The 15,664-nt window shown below is 69.9% G+C and carries 14 protein-coding genes; 6 read left to right on the top strand and 8 right to left on the bottom strand.

Going from position 1 to position 15,664, the window contains the following annotated elements:
- Positions 1 to 2: 2 nt before the first annotated feature.
- A complete protein-coding gene (locus OG975_RS11690; RefSeq protein WP_406329053.1) occupies positions 3 to 1,361 on the top strand; it encodes an ABC transporter permease subunit in 1,359 nt (452 codons plus the stop codon).
- Entirely contained in the window at positions 1,358 to 2,197 is an 840-nt protein-coding gene (locus OG975_RS11685; protein ID WP_406329052.1) for a carbohydrate ABC transporter permease, read from the top strand. Before OG975_RS11690 ends, OG975_RS11685 begins: the two co-directional genes overlap by 4 nt.
- Before the next feature lie 308 nt (positions 2,198 to 2,505).
- Here the strand turns inward: OG975_RS11685 and pgl are convergent, their stop codons facing one another.
- The 5 genes from pgl to tkt are packed head-to-tail and all read right to left on the bottom strand — an operon-like array spanning position 2,506 to position 9,112.
- Positions 2,506 to 3,288 (bottom strand): 6-phosphogluconolactonase, encoded by a 783-nt coding sequence (pgl, locus tag OG975_RS11680; protein WP_406329051.1) that lies wholly within the window; start codon positions 3,286 to 3,288, stop codon positions 2,506 to 2,508.
- A complete protein-coding gene (gene opcA / locus OG975_RS11675) occupies positions 3,285 to 4,346 on the bottom strand; it encodes a glucose-6-phosphate dehydrogenase assembly protein OpcA (RefSeq protein ID WP_406329050.1) in 1,062 nt (353 codons plus the stop codon). Before opcA ends, pgl begins: the two co-directional genes overlap by 4 nt.
- Entirely contained in the window at positions 4,343 to 5,869 is a 1,527-nt protein-coding gene (gene zwf / locus OG975_RS11670) for a glucose-6-phosphate dehydrogenase (RefSeq protein WP_406336242.1), read from the bottom strand. The genes opcA and zwf overlap by 4 nt, the downstream gene beginning before the upstream one ends.
- Before the next feature lies 1 nt (position 5,870).
- Positions 5,871 to 6,989 carry a transaldolase gene (tal, locus tag OG975_RS11665; RefSeq protein WP_406329049.1) on the bottom strand — a complete coding sequence of 373 codons (1,119 nt, stop codon included), beginning with the start codon at positions 6,987 to 6,989 and terminating at the stop codon, positions 5,871 to 5,873.
- A 35-nt stretch (positions 6,990 to 7,024) separates the two neighbouring features.
- The gene (tkt, locus tag OG975_RS11660) at positions 7,025 to 9,112 is read right to left on the bottom strand and encodes a transketolase (protein WP_406329048.1); all 2,088 of its coding nucleotides are present in this window, start codon (positions 9,110 to 9,112) and stop codon (positions 7,025 to 7,027) included.
- Positions 9,113 to 9,467: 355 nt separating this feature from the next.
- On the opposite strand from tkt, the gene OG975_RS11655 reads away from it, so the two are divergent.
- The 4 genes from OG975_RS11655 (at position 9,468) to OG975_RS11640 (ending at position 12,878) form a co-directional block, all read left to right on the top strand.
- Positions 9,468 to 10,421, top strand: coding sequence for a heme o synthase (locus OG975_RS11655; RefSeq protein ID WP_406336240.1), 954 nt, complete (start codon positions 9,468 to 9,470; stop codon positions 10,419 to 10,421).
- 95 nt (positions 10,422 to 10,516) lie between these two features.
- The gene (locus OG975_RS11650; protein ID WP_406329047.1) at positions 10,517 to 10,873 is read left to right on the top strand and encodes a hypothetical protein; all 357 of its coding nucleotides are present in this window, start codon (positions 10,517 to 10,519) and stop codon (positions 10,871 to 10,873) included.
- Positions 10,874 to 10,963: 90 nt separating this feature from the next.
- A complete protein-coding gene (locus OG975_RS11645; protein WP_406329046.1) occupies positions 10,964 to 12,124 on the top strand; it encodes an amidohydrolase family protein in 1,161 nt (386 codons plus the stop codon).
- A complete protein-coding gene (locus OG975_RS11640; protein ID WP_406329045.1) occupies positions 12,114 to 12,878 on the top strand; it encodes a nucleotidyltransferase domain-containing protein in 765 nt (254 codons plus the stop codon). Before OG975_RS11645 ends, OG975_RS11640 begins: the two co-directional genes overlap by 11 nt.
- Positions 12,879 to 12,891: 13 nt before the next feature.
- On the opposite strand, the gene OG975_RS11635 is transcribed toward OG975_RS11640, so the two are convergent.
- The 3 genes from OG975_RS11635 to OG975_RS11625 form a co-directional block, all read right to left on the bottom strand.
- Positions 12,892 to 13,899: a COX15/CtaA family protein gene (locus OG975_RS11635; protein WP_406329044.1), complete on the bottom strand. Its 1,008-nt coding sequence runs from the start codon at positions 13,897 to 13,899 to the stop codon at positions 12,892 to 12,894.
- A 64-nt stretch (positions 13,900 to 13,963) separates the two neighbouring features.
- The gene (locus tag OG975_RS11630; RefSeq protein WP_330310053.1) at positions 13,964 to 14,680 is read right to left on the bottom strand and encodes an ABC transporter permease; all 717 of its coding nucleotides are present in this window, start codon (positions 14,678 to 14,680) and stop codon (positions 13,964 to 13,966) included.
- A 50-nt stretch (positions 14,681 to 14,730) separates the two neighbouring features.
- Positions 14,731 to 15,654, bottom strand: a complete 924-nt coding sequence (locus OG975_RS11625; protein WP_406329043.1) for an ABC transporter ATP-binding protein — start codon at positions 15,652 to 15,654, stop codon at positions 14,731 to 14,733.
- Between the last annotated feature and the right edge of the window lie 10 nt (positions 15,655 to 15,664).

Below are 15,664 nucleotides of genomic sequence, written 5' to 3'. Positions count from 1 at the left end.
CCATGACCGCCACACTCCTCAAAGAGGCGAGCCCGCCGCCGGTCGGCATGGCCGACCGCCGGCGGCGGGCCCGGCGACGCGGCCGGATCGTCGCCCTCGCCTTCGTCTTCCCCGCCCTGCTCCTGCTCGGCGCGCTCGTCGTCTACCCGGTGCTGTTCTCGGTGGGCCGCAGCTTCTTCGACGCGTCCGGCACCCGGTTCGTGGGCGGCGACAACTACACCGAGATGTTCCGCGACCCCGCCACACTCAAGGCCGTCCGCAACACGGCGATCTGGGTTGTCGTCGCACCGACCCTGCTCACCGGGCTCGGCCTCGTCCTCGCCGTCCTCGTCGAAAAGGTGCGCTGGGCAACGGCGTTCAAGCTGCTGCTCTTCATGCCGATGGCGGTTTCCTTCCTCGCCGCGGGCATCATCTTCCGGCTCGCCTACGACGAGGACCCCGACAAGGGCGTCCTGAACGCCGCCGTCGTCTCCGTGCACGACGCCTTCACGGGCACGTCCTCGTACCCGACCGCCCGCGCCCGCGACGGCCAGGGTCTGACCAAGGACGCCAACGGCTCGTACCGTACGACCGCCACGGCATCCCCCGGCCACACCGTCGACCTCGGTCTGGTCGGCGTACTCCCGAAGGACCTGCCGCAGGGCGCGCGACCCGCGTACGCCGCTGCCGGGCAGAAGGCGGCCGCCGACGAACTGCGCGGCGTCGTCTACCTGGACTTCACGCGTGGCGGGGGAGGGGAACAGGGCAAGGTCGACCGGCAGGAGAGCGGACTGCCGGAGATGAACGTCGAGGCGGTGCGCGACGGGAAGACGATCGCAAGCACCACCACCGCGGCCGACGGCTCCTTCCGCTTCCAGGACCTCGGCTCGGGCTCGTACTCCGTGCGACTGCCCGCTTCGAACTTCGCCCCGCCGTACCAGGGCGTCTCCTGGCTGGGCCCCGCGCTCGTCACGCCCGCCATCATCGGCGCCTACCTGTGGATCTGGACCGGCTTCGCCATGGTCCTGATCGGCGCGGGACTCGCCGCGCTGCCGCGCGACGCGCTGGAGGCAGCGCGGATGGACGGCGCGAACGAGTGGCAGATCTTCCGCCGGATCACCGTGCCACTGCTCGCGCCCGTCCTCACCGTGGTCTTCGTGACCTTGGTGATCAACGTGATGAAGGTCTTCGACCTCGTCTACATCATCGCGCCGGGCCCGGTGCAGGAGGACGCCACCGTGTTGGCCACCCAGATGTGGCTGGTCTCCTTCGGTGGCGGCAACAACCAGGGGCTGGGCAGCGCGCTGGGTGTGCTGCTCCTGCTTCTCGTCATCCCCGCCATGGTCTTCAACGTCCGCCGTTTTCGAGGGAGTCAACGATGAACGCGCTCAGGCGAGGGCTCGGCAACAGCCTGGTGCAGGCGTTTCTCGTCGTCGTGGGGCTGGTGTGGCTCACCCCGCTCGCGGGACTGTTCGTGTCCTCGCTGCGGTCCGCGCAGGACACCGCGAAGGGCGGCTGGTGGACCGCGTTGCGGAGTCCTGGGCAGCTGTCCTTCGACAACTACTCGGCGCTGCTGGGCAATTCGGGGATGACGCGGGCGTTCTGGAACACCGTGCTGATCTCCGTGCCGGCGACCTTCCTCGTCGTCGTCCTCGCCGCGCTCGCCGGATACGCCTTCGCGTGGCTGGACTTCCCGGGGCGCGAGCCGCTCTTCCTGCTGGTGGTCGCGTTGTTGGTGGTGCCGGTGCAGATCGGTCTGCTCCCGGTGGCCAAACTCTTCGGCCAGCTGGGCCTGTTCGGCACGATTCCGGGTGTCGTCCTCTTCCATGTGTCGTACGGGCTGCCGTTCGCGATCTTCCTGCTGCGGAACTACTTCGCGGAGATGCCGAAGGAGATGCTGGAGGCGGCGCGCATGGACGGGGGCACCGAGTGGCGTATCTTCACGCGGCTCGTGCTGCCGGTGGGGCGGCCGGCCATCGCCAGCCTCGCCATCTTCCAGTTCCTCTGGGTCTGGAACGACATGCTGGTCGCGCTGCTCTTCGCCGACAGCTCCTCGCAGCCGCTGACTGTTGAACTCCAGTCGCAGATTCGGCAGTTCGGGAGCAACATCGATGTGCTCGCGCCCGGGGCGTTTTTGTCCCTGGTGGTACCGGTGGTCGTGTTCTTCGCCTTCCAGCGGCACTTTGTGCAGGGGGTGATGGCGGGGTCGGTGAAGTGACGGGGCGGGACCTACGGGGTGTTCGCCCCCGCCGCCCCTACCCGTCCCATCCCCAGGGGCTCTGCCCCTTCGACCCCGTTGGGTTGTGTGTCGGGTGCGGGTGGGTGGGGGCTGGTGCAAAAGATTGCGCAGTTCCCCGCGCCCCTAAAAGGGGCGCGGGGAACTGCGCAATCTTTTAGCGGGGGTCTGGGGGTGCAGCCCCCAGGGATGGGACGGGTAGGGGCGGCGGGGGCGACTCCATGGACACAGAAGGCCCCAGGTCGCTGACCTGGGGCCTTCTGGTGGAGCCGAGTAAGGAAGCTGAGGGCTCAGGGCGACGATGGCGGATACAGCGACCGAGGCAGCTGGGAAGCCGCCGCCGCGTCCAGCAGCCACAGGGTGCGGGAGCGGCCGTACGCGCCGGCGGCCGGGGCCTGGATCTCGCCCGCGCCCGACAGGGCGATCGCCGCGGCCTGGGCCTTGTCCTCGCCCGCCGCCAGCAGCCACACCTCGCGGGCGGAGCGGATCGCGGGAAGCGTGAGCGAGATCCGGGTCGGCGGCGGCTTCGGCGCGCCGTGCACGCCCACCACCATCCGCTCCGTCTCCCGCACGGCGGGCAGCTCCGGGAAGAGCGACGCCACGTGGGTGTCCGGGCCGACGCCCAGCATCAGCACGTCGAAGGCCGGCGCCGAGCTGTGGTTCTCCGGCCCCGCGGACTTCGCGAGCTCCGCGGCGTACGCCTCCGCCGCCGCGTCCACGTCGGCGCCGTAGGGACCGTCGGACGCGGGCATCGGATGCACCCGCGCGGGGTCCAGCGGCACCGCGTCCAGCAGAGCCGCACGGGCCTGGGTGTCGTTGCGGTCCGGGTCGCCCTCGGGCAGGTACCGCTCGTCGCCCCACCACAGGTCGAGGCGGCCCCAGTCGATGGCGTCCCGGGCGGGCGCGGCCGCGAGCGCCGCGAGGAGCCCGTTGCCGTTGCGGCCGCCCGTGAGCACGACCGAGGCGTAGCCGCGCGAGGCCTGCGCGTCCACGATCTTCGTGATCAGCCGGGCCGCGGCGGCCTGGGCCATCAGCTCCTTGTCGTGGTGGACGACGAGCTGCGGAGTACTCACTTGGCTGCCGCCTTCTTCGCGGGAGGCCTCTTGGCGGCGGCCTTCTTGGCAGGGGCCGCGGCCTTTGTCGCGGGCTTCGCCGTGGTCTTGACCGCGCCCGGTGCCGCGCCCTCCTCGGAGGACTCCGTCGCCGTCGCGTTCAGCCGGTGCACCCCGTACCGCAGCGCCGACGCGTAGGTGTCGTCCGGGTCGAGGCGGCGCAGCTCCTCCGCGATCAGCTCGGCCGTCTCGCGGCGCTTGAGCGCCACCGCACGGTCGGGCTGGCCCTGGATGGACAGGGTCGCAAGCGAGCCGTCGGCGCGGTCCAGGACGATCGGGCCGCAGCTCGTGCCCAGCCGGACGGCGGTGAGGCCGGGGCCGGAGGACTTGGAGCGCTTGACGGGGACGTCGAGGCGGTCGGCGAGCCACATGGCGAGCAGCTCGCAGCTCGGGTTGAACTCCTCGCCCTCCACCTCGACCGCCTCCACCTCGCAGGCGACCTGGTCCAGGGCCGCGGCCAGCATCGAGCGCCAGGGCGTGATGCGGGTCCAGGAGAGGTCGGTGTCGCCCGGGGTGTAGGCGTCGGCGCGGGCGCTCAGCTCGCGTACCGGCGCCTCCGCCGCGTAGGTGTCGGTGACCCGGCGCTGGGCGAGAGCACCCAGCGGGTCATTGGCCGGGTCGACCGGCGCGCTCACCGGCCACCAGACGACGACGGGCGCGTCCGGCAGCAGCAGGGGCAGGACGACCGAGTCGGCGTGGCCCGCGACCTCGCCGTACAGGCGCAGCACCACCGTCTCGCCGGTGCCGGCCTCGACGCCGAGCCGTACCTCGGCGTCCAGACGCGACTTCGTGCGGTCGCGAGGCGAACGCGAGACGCGCTTGATGACCACGAGGGTGCGCGAGGGGTGCTCACGCGAGGCCTCGTTGGCGGCCCTCAGGGCGTCGTAGGCGTTCTCCTCGTCGGTGACGATGACCAGGGTGAGCACCATGCCGACGGCGGGTGTGCCGATGGCGCGGCGGCCCTGCACGAGCGCCTTGTTGATCTTGCTGGCCGTGGTGTCCGTGAGATCGGTCTTCATGGGCGACGCCAGCTCCGTCCGTCTCGCTCGAGCATTTCGTCCGCCTCGACCGGGCCCCAGGTGCCCGAGGGGTACTGCGCGGGCTTGCCGTGCTTGTCCCAGTACTCCTCGATCGGGTCGAGGATCTTCCAGGACAGCTCGACCTCCTCGGTGCGCGGGAAGAGGTTCGAGTCGCCGAGCAGGACGTCCAGGATCAGACGCTCGTACGCCTCCGGGCTCGACTCCGTGAACGACTCGCCGTATGCGAAGTCCATGGAGACATCCCGGATCTCCATCGAGGTGCCGGGCACCTTGGAGCCGAAGCGGACCGTGATGCCCTCGTCGGGCTGGACGCGGATGACGATCGCGTTCTGGCCCAGCTCCTCCGTCGCCGTGTGGTCGAAGGGGGAGTGCGGGGCGCGCTGGAAGACGACCGCGATCTCGGTGACGCGGCGGCCCAGGCGCTTGCCCGTGCGCAGGTAGAACGGGACGCCCGCCCAGCGGCGGTTGTCCACCTCGACCTTGATCGCGGCGTATGTGTCGGTCTTCGACTTGGGGTCGATACCGTCTTCCTGGAGGTAGCCGACGGCCTGCTCGCCGCCCTGCCAGCCCGTCGCGTACTGCCCGCGGACGGTGCTCCTGCCCAGGTCCTTCGGCAGCTTCACGGCGCCGAGGACCTTGGTCTTCTCGGCGGCGAGCGCGTCCGCGTCGAAGGAGGCGGGCTCCTCCATGGCGGTGAGGGCCATCAGCTGGAGCAGGTGGTTCTGGATGACGTCACGGGCGGCGCCGATGCCGTCGTAGTAGCCGGCGCGGCCGCCGATGCCGATGTCCTCCGCCATGGTGATCTGCACATGGTCGACGAAGGACCGGTTCCAGATCGGCTCGAACATCTGGTTGGCGAAACGGAGCGCCAGGATGTTCTGGACGGTCTCCTTGCCGAGGTAGTGGTCGATGCGGAAGACCTGGTCGGGCGCGAAGACCTCGTGGACGACCGAGTTGAGCTCCTCGGCCGACTTGAGGTTGTGGCCGAAGGGCTTCTCGATGACCGCACGGCGCCAGGAGCCGTTCGACTGGTCGGCCAGTTTGTGCTTCTTCAGCTGCTTGATGACCACCGGGAAGGCGGACGGCGGCACGGAGAGATAGAAGGCGAAGTTGCCGCCCGTGCCCTGTGCCTTGTCCAGCTCGTCGATCGTGGAGCGCAGCCGCTCGAAGGAGTCGTCGTCGTCGAAGGTGCCCTGCACGAAGCGCATGCCCTGGACGAGCTGCTGCCAGACCTCCTCGCGGAACGGCGTGCGGGAGTGCTCCTTGACCGCGTCGTGGACCTCCTGCGCGAAGTCCTCGTGAGCCCACTCGCGGCGCGCGAAGCCGACCAGCGAGAAGCCCGGCGGCAACAGACCCCGGTTGGCGAGGTCGTACACGGCGGGCATCAGCTTTTTACGTGACAAATCGCCCGTGACGCCGAAGATGACCAGGCCCGACGGCCCCGCGATACGCGGGAGCCGTCGGTCTGCGGGGTCACGCAGCGGGTTGCTGCTTGACAAGATTTCAGCCCTCCGAAGGGGCGAGGCGCTGGAGCTCCACCTCTGTGGACTTGAGCAGGTCGTTCCAGGACGCCGCGAACTTCTCGACGCCCTCGTCCTCCAGGAGCTGGACCACGTCGTCGTACGAGATCCCGAGCTTCTCGACCGCGTCGAGCTCAGCGCGGGACTGCTCATACGTACCGGCGATGGTGTTGCCGGTGATCTGGCCGTGGTCGTCGGTGGCCTCCAGGGTGGCCTCCGGCATGGTGTTCACCGTGTTCGGCGCGACCAGGTCGTCGACGTACAGGGTGTCCTTGTACGCCTTGTCCTTGACGCCGGTCGAGGCCCACAGCGGACGCTGCTTGTTGGCCTGCGCCTTGTCCAGGGCGGCCCAGCGGTCGGACGAGAAGACCTCCTCGTACGCCTGGTAGGCGAGGCGCGCGTTGGCGAGCCCGGCCTTGCCGCGGGCGGCCTTGGCCTCGTCCGTGCCGAGCGCGTCGATGCGCTTGTCGATCTCGGTGTCCACGCGGGACACGAAGAAGGACGCCACCGAGTGGATCTTGGAGAGGTCGAGGCCCGCGGCCTTGGCCTTCTCCAGACCCGCGAGGTACGCGTCCATGACCTCGCGGTAGCGCGCCAGCGAGAAGATCAGCGTGACATTGACGCTGATGCCCTTGCCGATGACCTCGGTGATCGCGGGCAGGCCCGCCTTGGTCGCCGGGATCTTGATGAGCGTGTTCGGACGGTCCACCAGCCAGGCCAGCTGCTTGGCCTCGGCGATGGTCGCCGTCGTGTTGTGCGCCAGCCGCGGGTCGACCTCGATGGAGACCCGGCCGTCCTGGCCCTGGGTCGCGTCGTAGACCGGGCGCAGGATGTCGGCGGCGTCACGGACGTCCGCCGTCGTGATCATGCGGATCGCCTCGTCGACGGTGACCTTGCGGGCGGCGAGGTCGGCGAGCTGCTGCTCGTAACCGTCACCGCTGCTGATCGCCTTCTGGAAGATCGACGGGTTGGTGGTGACGCCCACGACGTGCTGCTGGTCGATCAGTTCGGCGAGATTGCCGGACGTGATCCGCTTGCGCGACAGGTCGTCCAGCCAGATCGCGACGCCTTCCTCGGAGAGGCGCTTGAGTGCGTCTGTCATGGAAATTGCATCTCCTACGTGTCGTATGACCAGCGTCAGCGCTGGGCTGCGGCGATCGATTCCCGGGCGGCATTGGCGACGTTCTCGGCAGTGAAGCCGAATTCGCGGAAGAGCACCTTGCCGTCGGCCGAAGCACCGAAGTGCTCCAGCGAAACAATGCGTCCGGCGTCTCCGACGAACCGGTGCCAGGTCAGACCGATACCGGCCTCGACCGAGACCCGCGCCTTCACGGACGGCGGCAGGACACTGTCCCGGTACGCCTGGTCCTGCTCGTCGAACCACTCCACACACGGCATGGACACGACCCGCGTCGGGATGCCCGCGGCCTGCAGCTGCTCGCGCGCCTCGACGGCGACGTGCACCTCCGAGCCGGTGCCGATCAGGATGACCTCGGGCGAGCCGCCCTCGGCCTCCAACAGGACGTAACCGCCCTTGGCCGCGTCCTCGTTCCACTCGTACGTGGGCACGCCCTGACGGGTCAGGGCGAGACCGTGCGGGGCGCCCTTGCCGAACACCTTCGTGTAGCGCTTGAGGACCTCGCGCCAGGCGATCGCGGTCTCGTTGGCGTCCGCGGGACGGACGACGTTCAGACCGGGGATGGCGCGCAGCGAGGCCAGGTGCTCGACCGGCTGGTGCGTCGGGCCGTCCTCGCCGAGACCGATGGAGTCGTGCGTCCACACGTACGTCACCGGCGCGTGCATCAGGGCCGACAGGCGCACGGCGTTGCGCATGTAGTCGGAGAACACCAGGAAGGTGCCGCCGTAGACACGGGTGTTGCCGTGCAGCGCGATGCCGTTCATCTCCGCGGCCATCGAGTGCTCGCGGATACCGAAGTGGATCGTGCGACCGTACGGGTTCGCCTCCGGCAGCGGGTTGTCCGCCGGGAGGAACGAGCTGGTCTTGTCGATCGTGGTGTTGTTCGAGCCGGCCAGGTCGGCGGAGCCGCCCCACAGCTCGGGAATCACCGCGCCGAGCGCCTGCAGCACCTTGCCGGACGCCGCACGCGTCGCGACACCCTTGCCCGCCTCGAAGACCGGGAGCTTCTCCTCCCAGCCGGCCGGCAGTTCGGTCGCGGCGATGCGGTCGTACTCGGCGGCGCGCTCCGGGCTGGCGGTGCGCCAGGCGGCGAAGCCCTTCTCCCACTCGGCCTTGGCCTCACGACCGCGGTCGAGCGCCTCACGCGTGTGCGCGAGAACCTCGTCGGCGACCTCGAAGGACTTCTCCGGGTCGAAGCCGAGGACGCGCTTGGTGGCCGCGACCTCGTCGTCGCCGAGCGCCGAGCCGTGCGCGGCCTCGGTGTTCTGCGCGTTCGGCGCCGGCCAGGCGATGATCGAGCGCATCGCGATGAACGACGGCTTGTCCGTCACCTTCTTCGCGGCCTCGATCGCGTTGTAGATCGCGTGCGGGTCCAGGTCGCCGTCCGGCTTCGGGGCCACGCGCTGCACATGCCAGCCGTACGCCTCGTACCGCTTGACCGTGTCCTCGGAGACCGCGGTCTCGGTGTCGCCCTCGATCGAGATGTGGTTGTCGTCCCACAGCAGGATCAGGTTGCCGAGCTCCTGGTGGCCCGCCATGGAGGACGCCTCCGCGGAGATGCCCTCCTGGAGGCAGCCGTCACCGGCGATCGCGAAGATGAAGTGGTCGAACGGCGACTCGCCCTGCGCGGCCTCCGGGTCGAACAGACCGCGCTCGTAGCGGGCGGCCATCGCCATGCCCACGGCGTTGGCGACACCCTGGCCGAGCGGCCCGGTCGTCGTCTCCACACCGGTGGTGTGCCCGTATTCGGGGTGACCCGGAGTCTTGGAGCCCCACGTGCGGAACGCCTTCAGATCGTCCAGCTCCAGGCCGAAGCCGGCAAGGTAGAGCTGGGTGTAGAGGGTCAGGGACGAGTGGCCCGCGGACAGTACGAAGCGGTCGCGTCCGACCCAGTCGGCGTCCGCCGGGTCGTGCCGCATCACCTTTTGGAAGAGGGTGTACGCGGCAGGCGCCAGGCTCATCGCCGTACCGGGATGGCCGTTGCCGACCTTCTGTACGGCATCGGCGGCCAGGACGCGAGCGGTGTCGACGGCCCGCTGGTCCAACTCGGTCCACTCGAGGTCTGTGGTGGTCGGCTTGGTGCTCACCCTGGGTCAGGGCTCCTCTCCACATGTTCCACATGTCGAAAATCCGGTGCACTGGGCGCCCACCGGCGTTGTCGAGCCTACCCCCGTAAGTACGTGCGTTTTTTCGAGTCATTCCAGACTGCCGGGACTCTCGGAGATCCGCCTCCCGACCGGTCCGTTCCGCATTCGGCAAGTGAATACGGAGCCGCTCGTCCGAGTGCTCAATCGAGTGGTGCTCGGCTCTTCCAGCAGTGCTGCTCAACACGACCCCACCCCCGCGAATGTCGGGGTCTGGGCAACGTCTACAGTGGCGTGGTACGCGCGAGCCTTTACCGGGAGTTCACACCCGGGGCTTGCTGGGATGTCTCTGTCAGGGGTGTGCGTGACGGCCGTCGAATCCCGTCCAGCGGGGGTGCTCAATGCGAGCAGCAGCCGGGGCCAGCGGCCGTTCGGGGCCCGTGTCAAAGCGTTCGTGGCGCTGACCAAGCCGCGAATCATCGAACTGCTGCTGATCACCACCGTTCCGGTGATGTTTCTGGCCGAGCAGGGTGTTCCCGACCTGAAGCTGGTGCTCCTCACCTGCCTTGGCGGCTACCTCTCGGCGGGCGGCGCCAACGCGCTGAACATGTACATCGACCGTGACATCGACGCCCTGATGGAGCGCACCTCCCAGCGTCCGCTGGTCACCGGCATGGTCAGCCCCCGCGAGTGCCTGGCCTTCGGCATCACCCTGGCCGTCGTCTCGACGCTGCTGTTCGGCCTGACGGTCAACTGGCTGTCCGCCTGGCTCTCCCTCGGCGCACTCCTCTTCTACGTCGTCGTCTACACGATGATCCTCAAGCGCCGTACGTCGCAGAACATCGTGTGGGGCGGCATCGCCGGCTGCCTCCCGGTGCTCATCGGCTGGTCGGCCGTCACGGACTCCATGTCGTGGGCGCCGGTCATCCTCTTCCTCGTCATGTTCTTCTGGACGCCGCCGCACTACTGGCCGCTGTCCATGAAGGTGAAGGACGACTACGCGCGCGTGGGCGTGCCGATGCTGCCGGTCGTGGCCTCCAACAAGGTCGTCGCCCGCCAGATCGTCATCTACAGCTGGGTGATGGTCGCGGTCTCGCTGCTCCTCACTCCGATGGGCTACACGGGTTGGTTCTACACGGTGGTCGCACTCGCCGCCGGCGGGTTCTGGCTGTGGGAGGCCCACGGTCTGCAGAACCGCGCCAAGGCCGAGGTGACGGGCGGCAAGCTCAAGGAGATGCGGCTGTTCCACTGGTCGATCACCTACGTGTCGATCCTCTTCGTGGCCGTCGCGGTGGATCCCTTCCTGCGCTGACACTCCGCCGGGACTTCGCGACGGGCGGGGTACGTGGTCAAGGCCACGCACCCCGCCCGTCGCCGTTTGATCTACCCGTCGGTAGCATCCTGGCCATGGCAGACACCCAGCAGGTTGACGAGACCAACGGCCCCACCCAGGACGCCAAGGCCGAGCGCAAGGCGGCCAAGCTCGCCCAGCAGATCGGCGCCTTCTCCAAGGCGCACGGCGGGGCCGAGGGACAGGTCGCGTACATCGGCCAGAAGGGCGCCCGGATCGTGCTCGTCGGCGCGGACGGCGGCTGGGGCGACCTCGTGGCGCCCACGTACGCGATCGCCGAGGAAGCCGTGAAGAAGGCCGGGATCACGGTTCACGAGGCGTTCGACGGGGAGTTCGCGGCCAAGGTGAAGACCGGTCCGTACGAGTGGACGCGCATGGCCGGGATCCAGGTGGGCGGCCCCAGCAACTCCTGAAACCGGCCTCAGGTACAGCGGGCCATCACCTGACCCCCGGTCCACCCGTTAAGACCTGTAAGCAACGCAGCGTCTACGCGGGGAGTCCGGATGATCGAAACGCCGTCCCTCGTGGACCAGTACTGCCACGGCGTACTGAGAACGGAGCTGGGCCTCGGTACCTTCGAGGCCCACCTCGCCAGGACCGAGGGTCCGCCGGCCGCCGGCACCACCTTCTTCGACACCCAGACCGGTTTCGCGGTACGCCGCTGGTGCCCGCCGCTGCTCGGTCTGGAGCCGCACTGTCCCCCCGCCCGCTATCTGGCCAGGCGTCGCGAACTCGGCGTACTGGAATCGGGCCGCAGGCTGCTGCGCGGCAGCGGCATCACGACGTATCTCGTCGACACCGGGCTGCCCGGCGATCTGACCGGGCCGGGCGAGATGGCCTCCACGGGAGCCGCCGACGCGCACGAGATCGTCCGTCTGGAGCTGCTCGCCGAACAGGTCGCCGACACCTCCGGCACGGTCGAGTCCTTTCTCGCCAATCTTGCCGAGTCCGTCCACGGGGCCGCCGCGAACGCCGTGGCCTTCACGTCCGTGGCGGGCGGACGGCACGGACTGGCGCTCGCGCCCGAGCCGCCCGGGCCGGGCGAGGTGCGGGGCGCGGCGGGCCGCTGGCTGGCGCGCCGCCGGGTGGGCGGGCCGCTGAGCGATCCCGTCCTCCTCCGCCACCTGCTGTGGATCGCGGTGGCGTCAGGACTGCCCCTCCAGCTCCACGCCGGGCTCGGCGAACCCGGACTGCGCATCGACCGCACCGACCCCGTCCTGCTCACCGACTTCGCCCGCGCCACGGCCGGCCTCGGCACCGACCTCGTCCTCCTGCACGGCTACCCGTACCACCGGCACGCGGCCCACCTCGCCGGGGTCTTCCCGCATGTGTACGCCGACCTGGGCGCCGCCCTGGTCCGTACGGGGGCGAGGGCGGCGGCCGTCCTCGCCGAGATCCTGGAGCTGGCGCCCTTCGGCAAGCTCCTCTTCTCCAGCGGAGCACATGGACTGCCCGAACTTCATGTGGTCGGGGCACGCCTCTTCCGTGAAGCGCTCGCACGGGTGCTCGGCACCTGGGTCGCCGAGGGGGCCTGGTCGTTGGCCGACGCGCAGCGGGTGGCGGGGCTGATCGCGGCGGGGAACGCGCGGCGGGTGTACGGGGTGGAGTGTCGCCCCTCTTCACCGGCGTGCCCGGCGGCTCCAGACTGTGCGGATGACCGATGAAGGCACCGCCCGGTTACTCGACCGCTTCCTCGCCGATCTGCGCGCCCTCGCCCCGGTCGCCGTGTGGGCGCACGGCTCGCTCGCCGGGGGCGACTATCAGGAGGGGCGCAGCGATCTCGACCTGATCGCCGTCCTGGAGGGCCCCGTCTCGCTCGGCGCGATACGGAAGCTGGTCCGACTGCACCGGCGGCTGCGCGCCGACGAACCGCTCGCCGGGAAGCTGCACTGCAGCTATCTGACGCCCGACACCATGGCCGGTGCCGAGCGGTCGTACGTCACCTGGGCCCACGACCGGCTGATGAGACGCCCGGTCACCCCGGTCACGCGCCGCGAACTGCACGCCTTCGGTCTCGTCCTGCACGGCAAACCGCCCGAGGACCTGCTGCCGCCCCTCCTGGACCACGAGCTCAGCGATTTCGTCGTACGCGACCAGAAGGAGTTCTGGCGGCCCGCGGTCGACAAGGCCCGGCTCTGGAAACAGGACGTGTGGGTCGACCTCGGGACGATCACCCTCGCGCGGGCCACCACGACCCTGCGGGACGGGCGCCTGATATCGAAGAGGGAAGCCCTGGAGCTGCTCCCCGGGCTGGGGGCGCCGGTGGAGGTGGTCGACGACATCAGGAGGCGGCGCTACGAGGACCCCGCACCGCCCACGGAGGAGTGGACGGCGCGCCGGGCCGAGCTGACACGGGGCTACCTGGGTCCCGCGATCGACGACCTGGTGACTGCCTATGAACGGCCCACGCGCGCGTGAGCGTCGGTACGGCCTACGCGCGCGTGAGCGTCGATTCCGTCGAAGGACCCGGCAGGTCCGCCACGACGTCCGGGCGTTCGCGCAGCGCCAGCAGGACGCGGAGGACCGCGATCCACACCAGGCAGGAGCCGAACATGTGGAGGGCGACCAGAGCCTCGGGGAGGTCCGTGAAGTACTGGACGTAGCCGATGGCGCCCTGGGAGAGGAGGACGAGGAACAGGTCGCGGGTGCGGTGCAGGGGGCCCTTGGGGGCGTCGACCGCCTTGAGGACGAACCACAGGGCGAAGGTCAGCGTCACGACGATCCAGGCCAGCACGGCGTGCAGCTTGGCGACCGTCTCCCAGCTGATGGGGATCCGGTTGACCTCGCTGGAGTCGCCCGCGTGCGGGCCGGCGCCGGTGACGACCGTGCCGACCGCGATCAGCAGGATGGCGGCGGTGACCAGGAACCAGACGAGCTGCCGCACCGACGCGCCGACGAGGGGGCGCGGCTCGCCGTCGCCCTCGCGGGTGCGCTGCCACATGACCGCCGCGACGGTGATGAGCGCGGTGGAGAGCAGGAAGTGGGCGGCGACCGTGTAGGGGTTGAGGCCGACCAGGACGACGATGCCGCCGAGGATCGCGTTGCTCATGACGATCCAGAACTGGGCCCAGCCCAGCCGGGTCAGGCTCCGCCGCCACGGCTTCTGCGAGCGCGCGGCGATGATCGCCCAGCCGACCGCCGCGCACAGGACGTACGTGAGCATGCGGTTGCCGAACTCGATGACCCCGTGGAAGCCCATCGCGCTCGTAGTGGTCAGCGAGTCGTCGGTGCACTTGGGCCAGGTCGGGCAGCCGAGCCCGGAGCCGGTCAGCCGCACGGCGCCGCCGGTGACGACGATGACCACCGACATGACGAGCGCGGCGAGGGCAGCCCGCCGCACCGTCCGGGGTGTCGGGGTCCAGCGTTCGGCGATGAAGGCGAGCGGGTTGCTCACCGCGCTAAGGGCATCGGCTCGGGTCACGTTTGGCACGCGCACCATCGTAGGGGGCTGCTTGTGCATGTCTTCACGAGGGCCCCGCACCTACGCAAATCGCTACTCCGGACTACTCCCAGCGAAAGAACTTCCCCGCGGCTCCCAGCCCCACGACCGCCCACACGGCCAGGATCCCGAGGTCGCCCCACGGCATCCCCGCCCCGTGCTGAAGGACATCCCGCAGCCCGTCCGAGAGTGCCGAGATCGGCAGGAGGCCGAGGACGTCCTGGGCGCCGGAGGGGAACTTGTCCATGGGGACGATCACACCGCCGCCGACCAGCAGGAGCAGGAAGACCAGGTTGGCGGCGGCCAGGGTCGCCTCGGCCTTCAGTGTGCCCGCCATCAGCAGGCCGAGGCCCGAGAAGGCTGCTGTGCCGAGGATCAGCAGGAGCAGTACGGCGAGGGGGTTGCCGTGCGGTGACCAGCCCAGGGCGAAGGCGATCACCGTCAGCAGGACGATCTGGAGGGCCTCTGTGACCAGGACGGATGCCGTCTTCGCGGTCATCAGGCCCCAGCGGGGGAGCGGCGAGGCGGCGAGCCGCTTCAGTACGCCGTAGCGCCGCTCGAAGCCCGTGGCGATCGCCTGGCCCGTGAACGCCGTCGACATCACGGCGAGCGCGAGGATGCCGGGGGTCAGGAAGTCGACCGCCTCGCCCTTGCCCGTGTCGACGATGTCGACCGAGCTGAACAGCACGAGCAGCAGCGTCGGGATGACGACCGTCAGGAGGAGCTGCTCGCCGTTGCGGAGGAGCATCCTCGTCTCGAAGGCGGCCTGCGCCGCGATCATGCGGGGGAGGGGGGCCGCACTGGGCTTCGGGGTGTACGTACCGGCGATGGTCACGAACGCAGCTCCTTGCCGGTCAGTTCGAGGAAGACGTCTTCGAGGGTGTGGCGTTCGACCGAGATCTTCTCCGGCATCACCCCGTGCTGCGCACACCAGGACGTCACCGTCGCCAGCAGCTGTGGATCGACCTTGCCGCCCACCCGGTAGGCACCCGGCGTCAGCTCGGCGGCCGTGGAGTCGGCCGGGAGGGCCTTCAGCAGGGACCCGACGTCGAGCCCGGGGCGGCCGGTGAAGCGCAGGGTGTTCTCGGCGCCGCCGCGGCACAGCTCCTCGGGCGAGCCCTGGGCGACGACCTTGCCGGCGTCGATGATCGCGACGTCGTCGGCGAGCTGCTCGGCCTCGTCCATGTAGTGCGTGGTGAGGATGACGGAGACGCCGTCGGCGCGCAGATCGCGGACCAGGTCCCAGGTCGCGTGCCGGGCCTGCGGGTCGAGGCCCGCGGTCGGCTCGTCGAGGAAGACCAGTTCGGGGCGGCCGACCACGGCCATCGCCAGCGCGAGGCGCTGCTGCTGGCCGCCGGAGAGGCGCCGGTAGGTCGTGCGGCCGCAGCTGTCGAGGCCGAGCCGTTCGATGAGCGCGTCCACGTCCAGGGGGTGGGCGTGGAGCTTCGCGACATGCCGGAGCATCTCGTCGGCGCGGGCGCCCGAGTAGACGCCGCCGGACTGGAGCATCACGCCGATGCGGGAGTGCAGTTCCGCGGACTGTCTCGCCGGGTCGAGGCCCAGGACGCGTACCGTGCCGGAGTCCGGCTTCCGGTACCCCTCGCAGGTCTCGACCGTGGTCGTCTTGCCCGCGCCATTGGGTCCGAGTACGGCGGTGATACCCGCCTTGGCCGCCAGGTCGAGGCCGTCCACCGCGGTCTTCGTGCCGTACCGCTTCACCAGGGCCTGGACCTGGACCACGGGCTCGCTTCGCATGAGGCGCAAG

The organism is Streptomyces sp. NBC_00203 (genome assembly GCF_045206325.1).
In the GTDB taxonomy this organism is placed as follows: domain Bacteria; phylum Actinomycetota; class Actinomycetes; order Streptomycetales; family Streptomycetaceae; genus Streptomyces; species Streptomyces lutosisoli.
The sequence above is the reverse complement of the archived record's forward strand: the minus strand, read 5'-3'. Positions and strand labels throughout refer to the sequence as shown.

Excerpts from the sequence above, each read along its gene's own strand:
- OG975_RS11630 (WP_330310053.1), bottom strand. The coding sequence starts at position 14,680 with ATGATCGCGGCGCAGGCCGCCTTCGAGACGAGGATGCTCCTCCGCAAC.
- OG975_RS11690 (WP_406329053.1), top strand. The coding sequence starts at position 3 with ATGACCGCCACACTCCTCAAAGAGGCGAGCCCGCCGCCGGTCGGCATG.
- OG975_RS11635 (WP_406329044.1), bottom strand. The coding sequence starts at position 13,899 with ATGGTGCGCGTGCCAAACGTGACCCGAGCCGATGCCCTTAGCGCGGTG.
- OG975_RS11650 (WP_406329047.1), top strand. The coding sequence starts at position 10,517 with ATGGCAGACACCCAGCAGGTTGACGAGACCAACGGCCCCACCCAGGAC.
- OG975_RS11685 (WP_406329052.1), top strand. The coding sequence starts at position 1,358 with ATGAACGCGCTCAGGCGAGGGCTCGGCAACAGCCTGGTGCAGGCGTTT.
- tal (WP_406329049.1), bottom strand. The coding sequence starts at position 6,989 with ATGACAGACGCACTCAAGCGCCTCTCCGAGGAAGGCGTCGCGATCTGG.
- OG975_RS11645 (WP_406329046.1), top strand. The coding sequence starts at position 10,964 with ATGATCGAAACGCCGTCCCTCGTGGACCAGTACTGCCACGGCGTACTG.
- OG975_RS11640 (WP_406329045.1), top strand. The coding sequence starts at position 12,114 with ATGACCGATGAAGGCACCGCCCGGTTACTCGACCGCTTCCTCGCCGAT.
- opcA (WP_406329050.1), bottom strand. The coding sequence starts at position 4,346 with ATGAAGACCGATCTCACGGACACCACGGCCAGCAAGATCAACAAGGCG.
- OG975_RS11625 (WP_406329043.1), bottom strand. The coding sequence starts at position 15,654 with ATGCGAAGCGAGCCCGTGGTCCAGGTCCAGGCCCTGGTGAAGCGGTAC.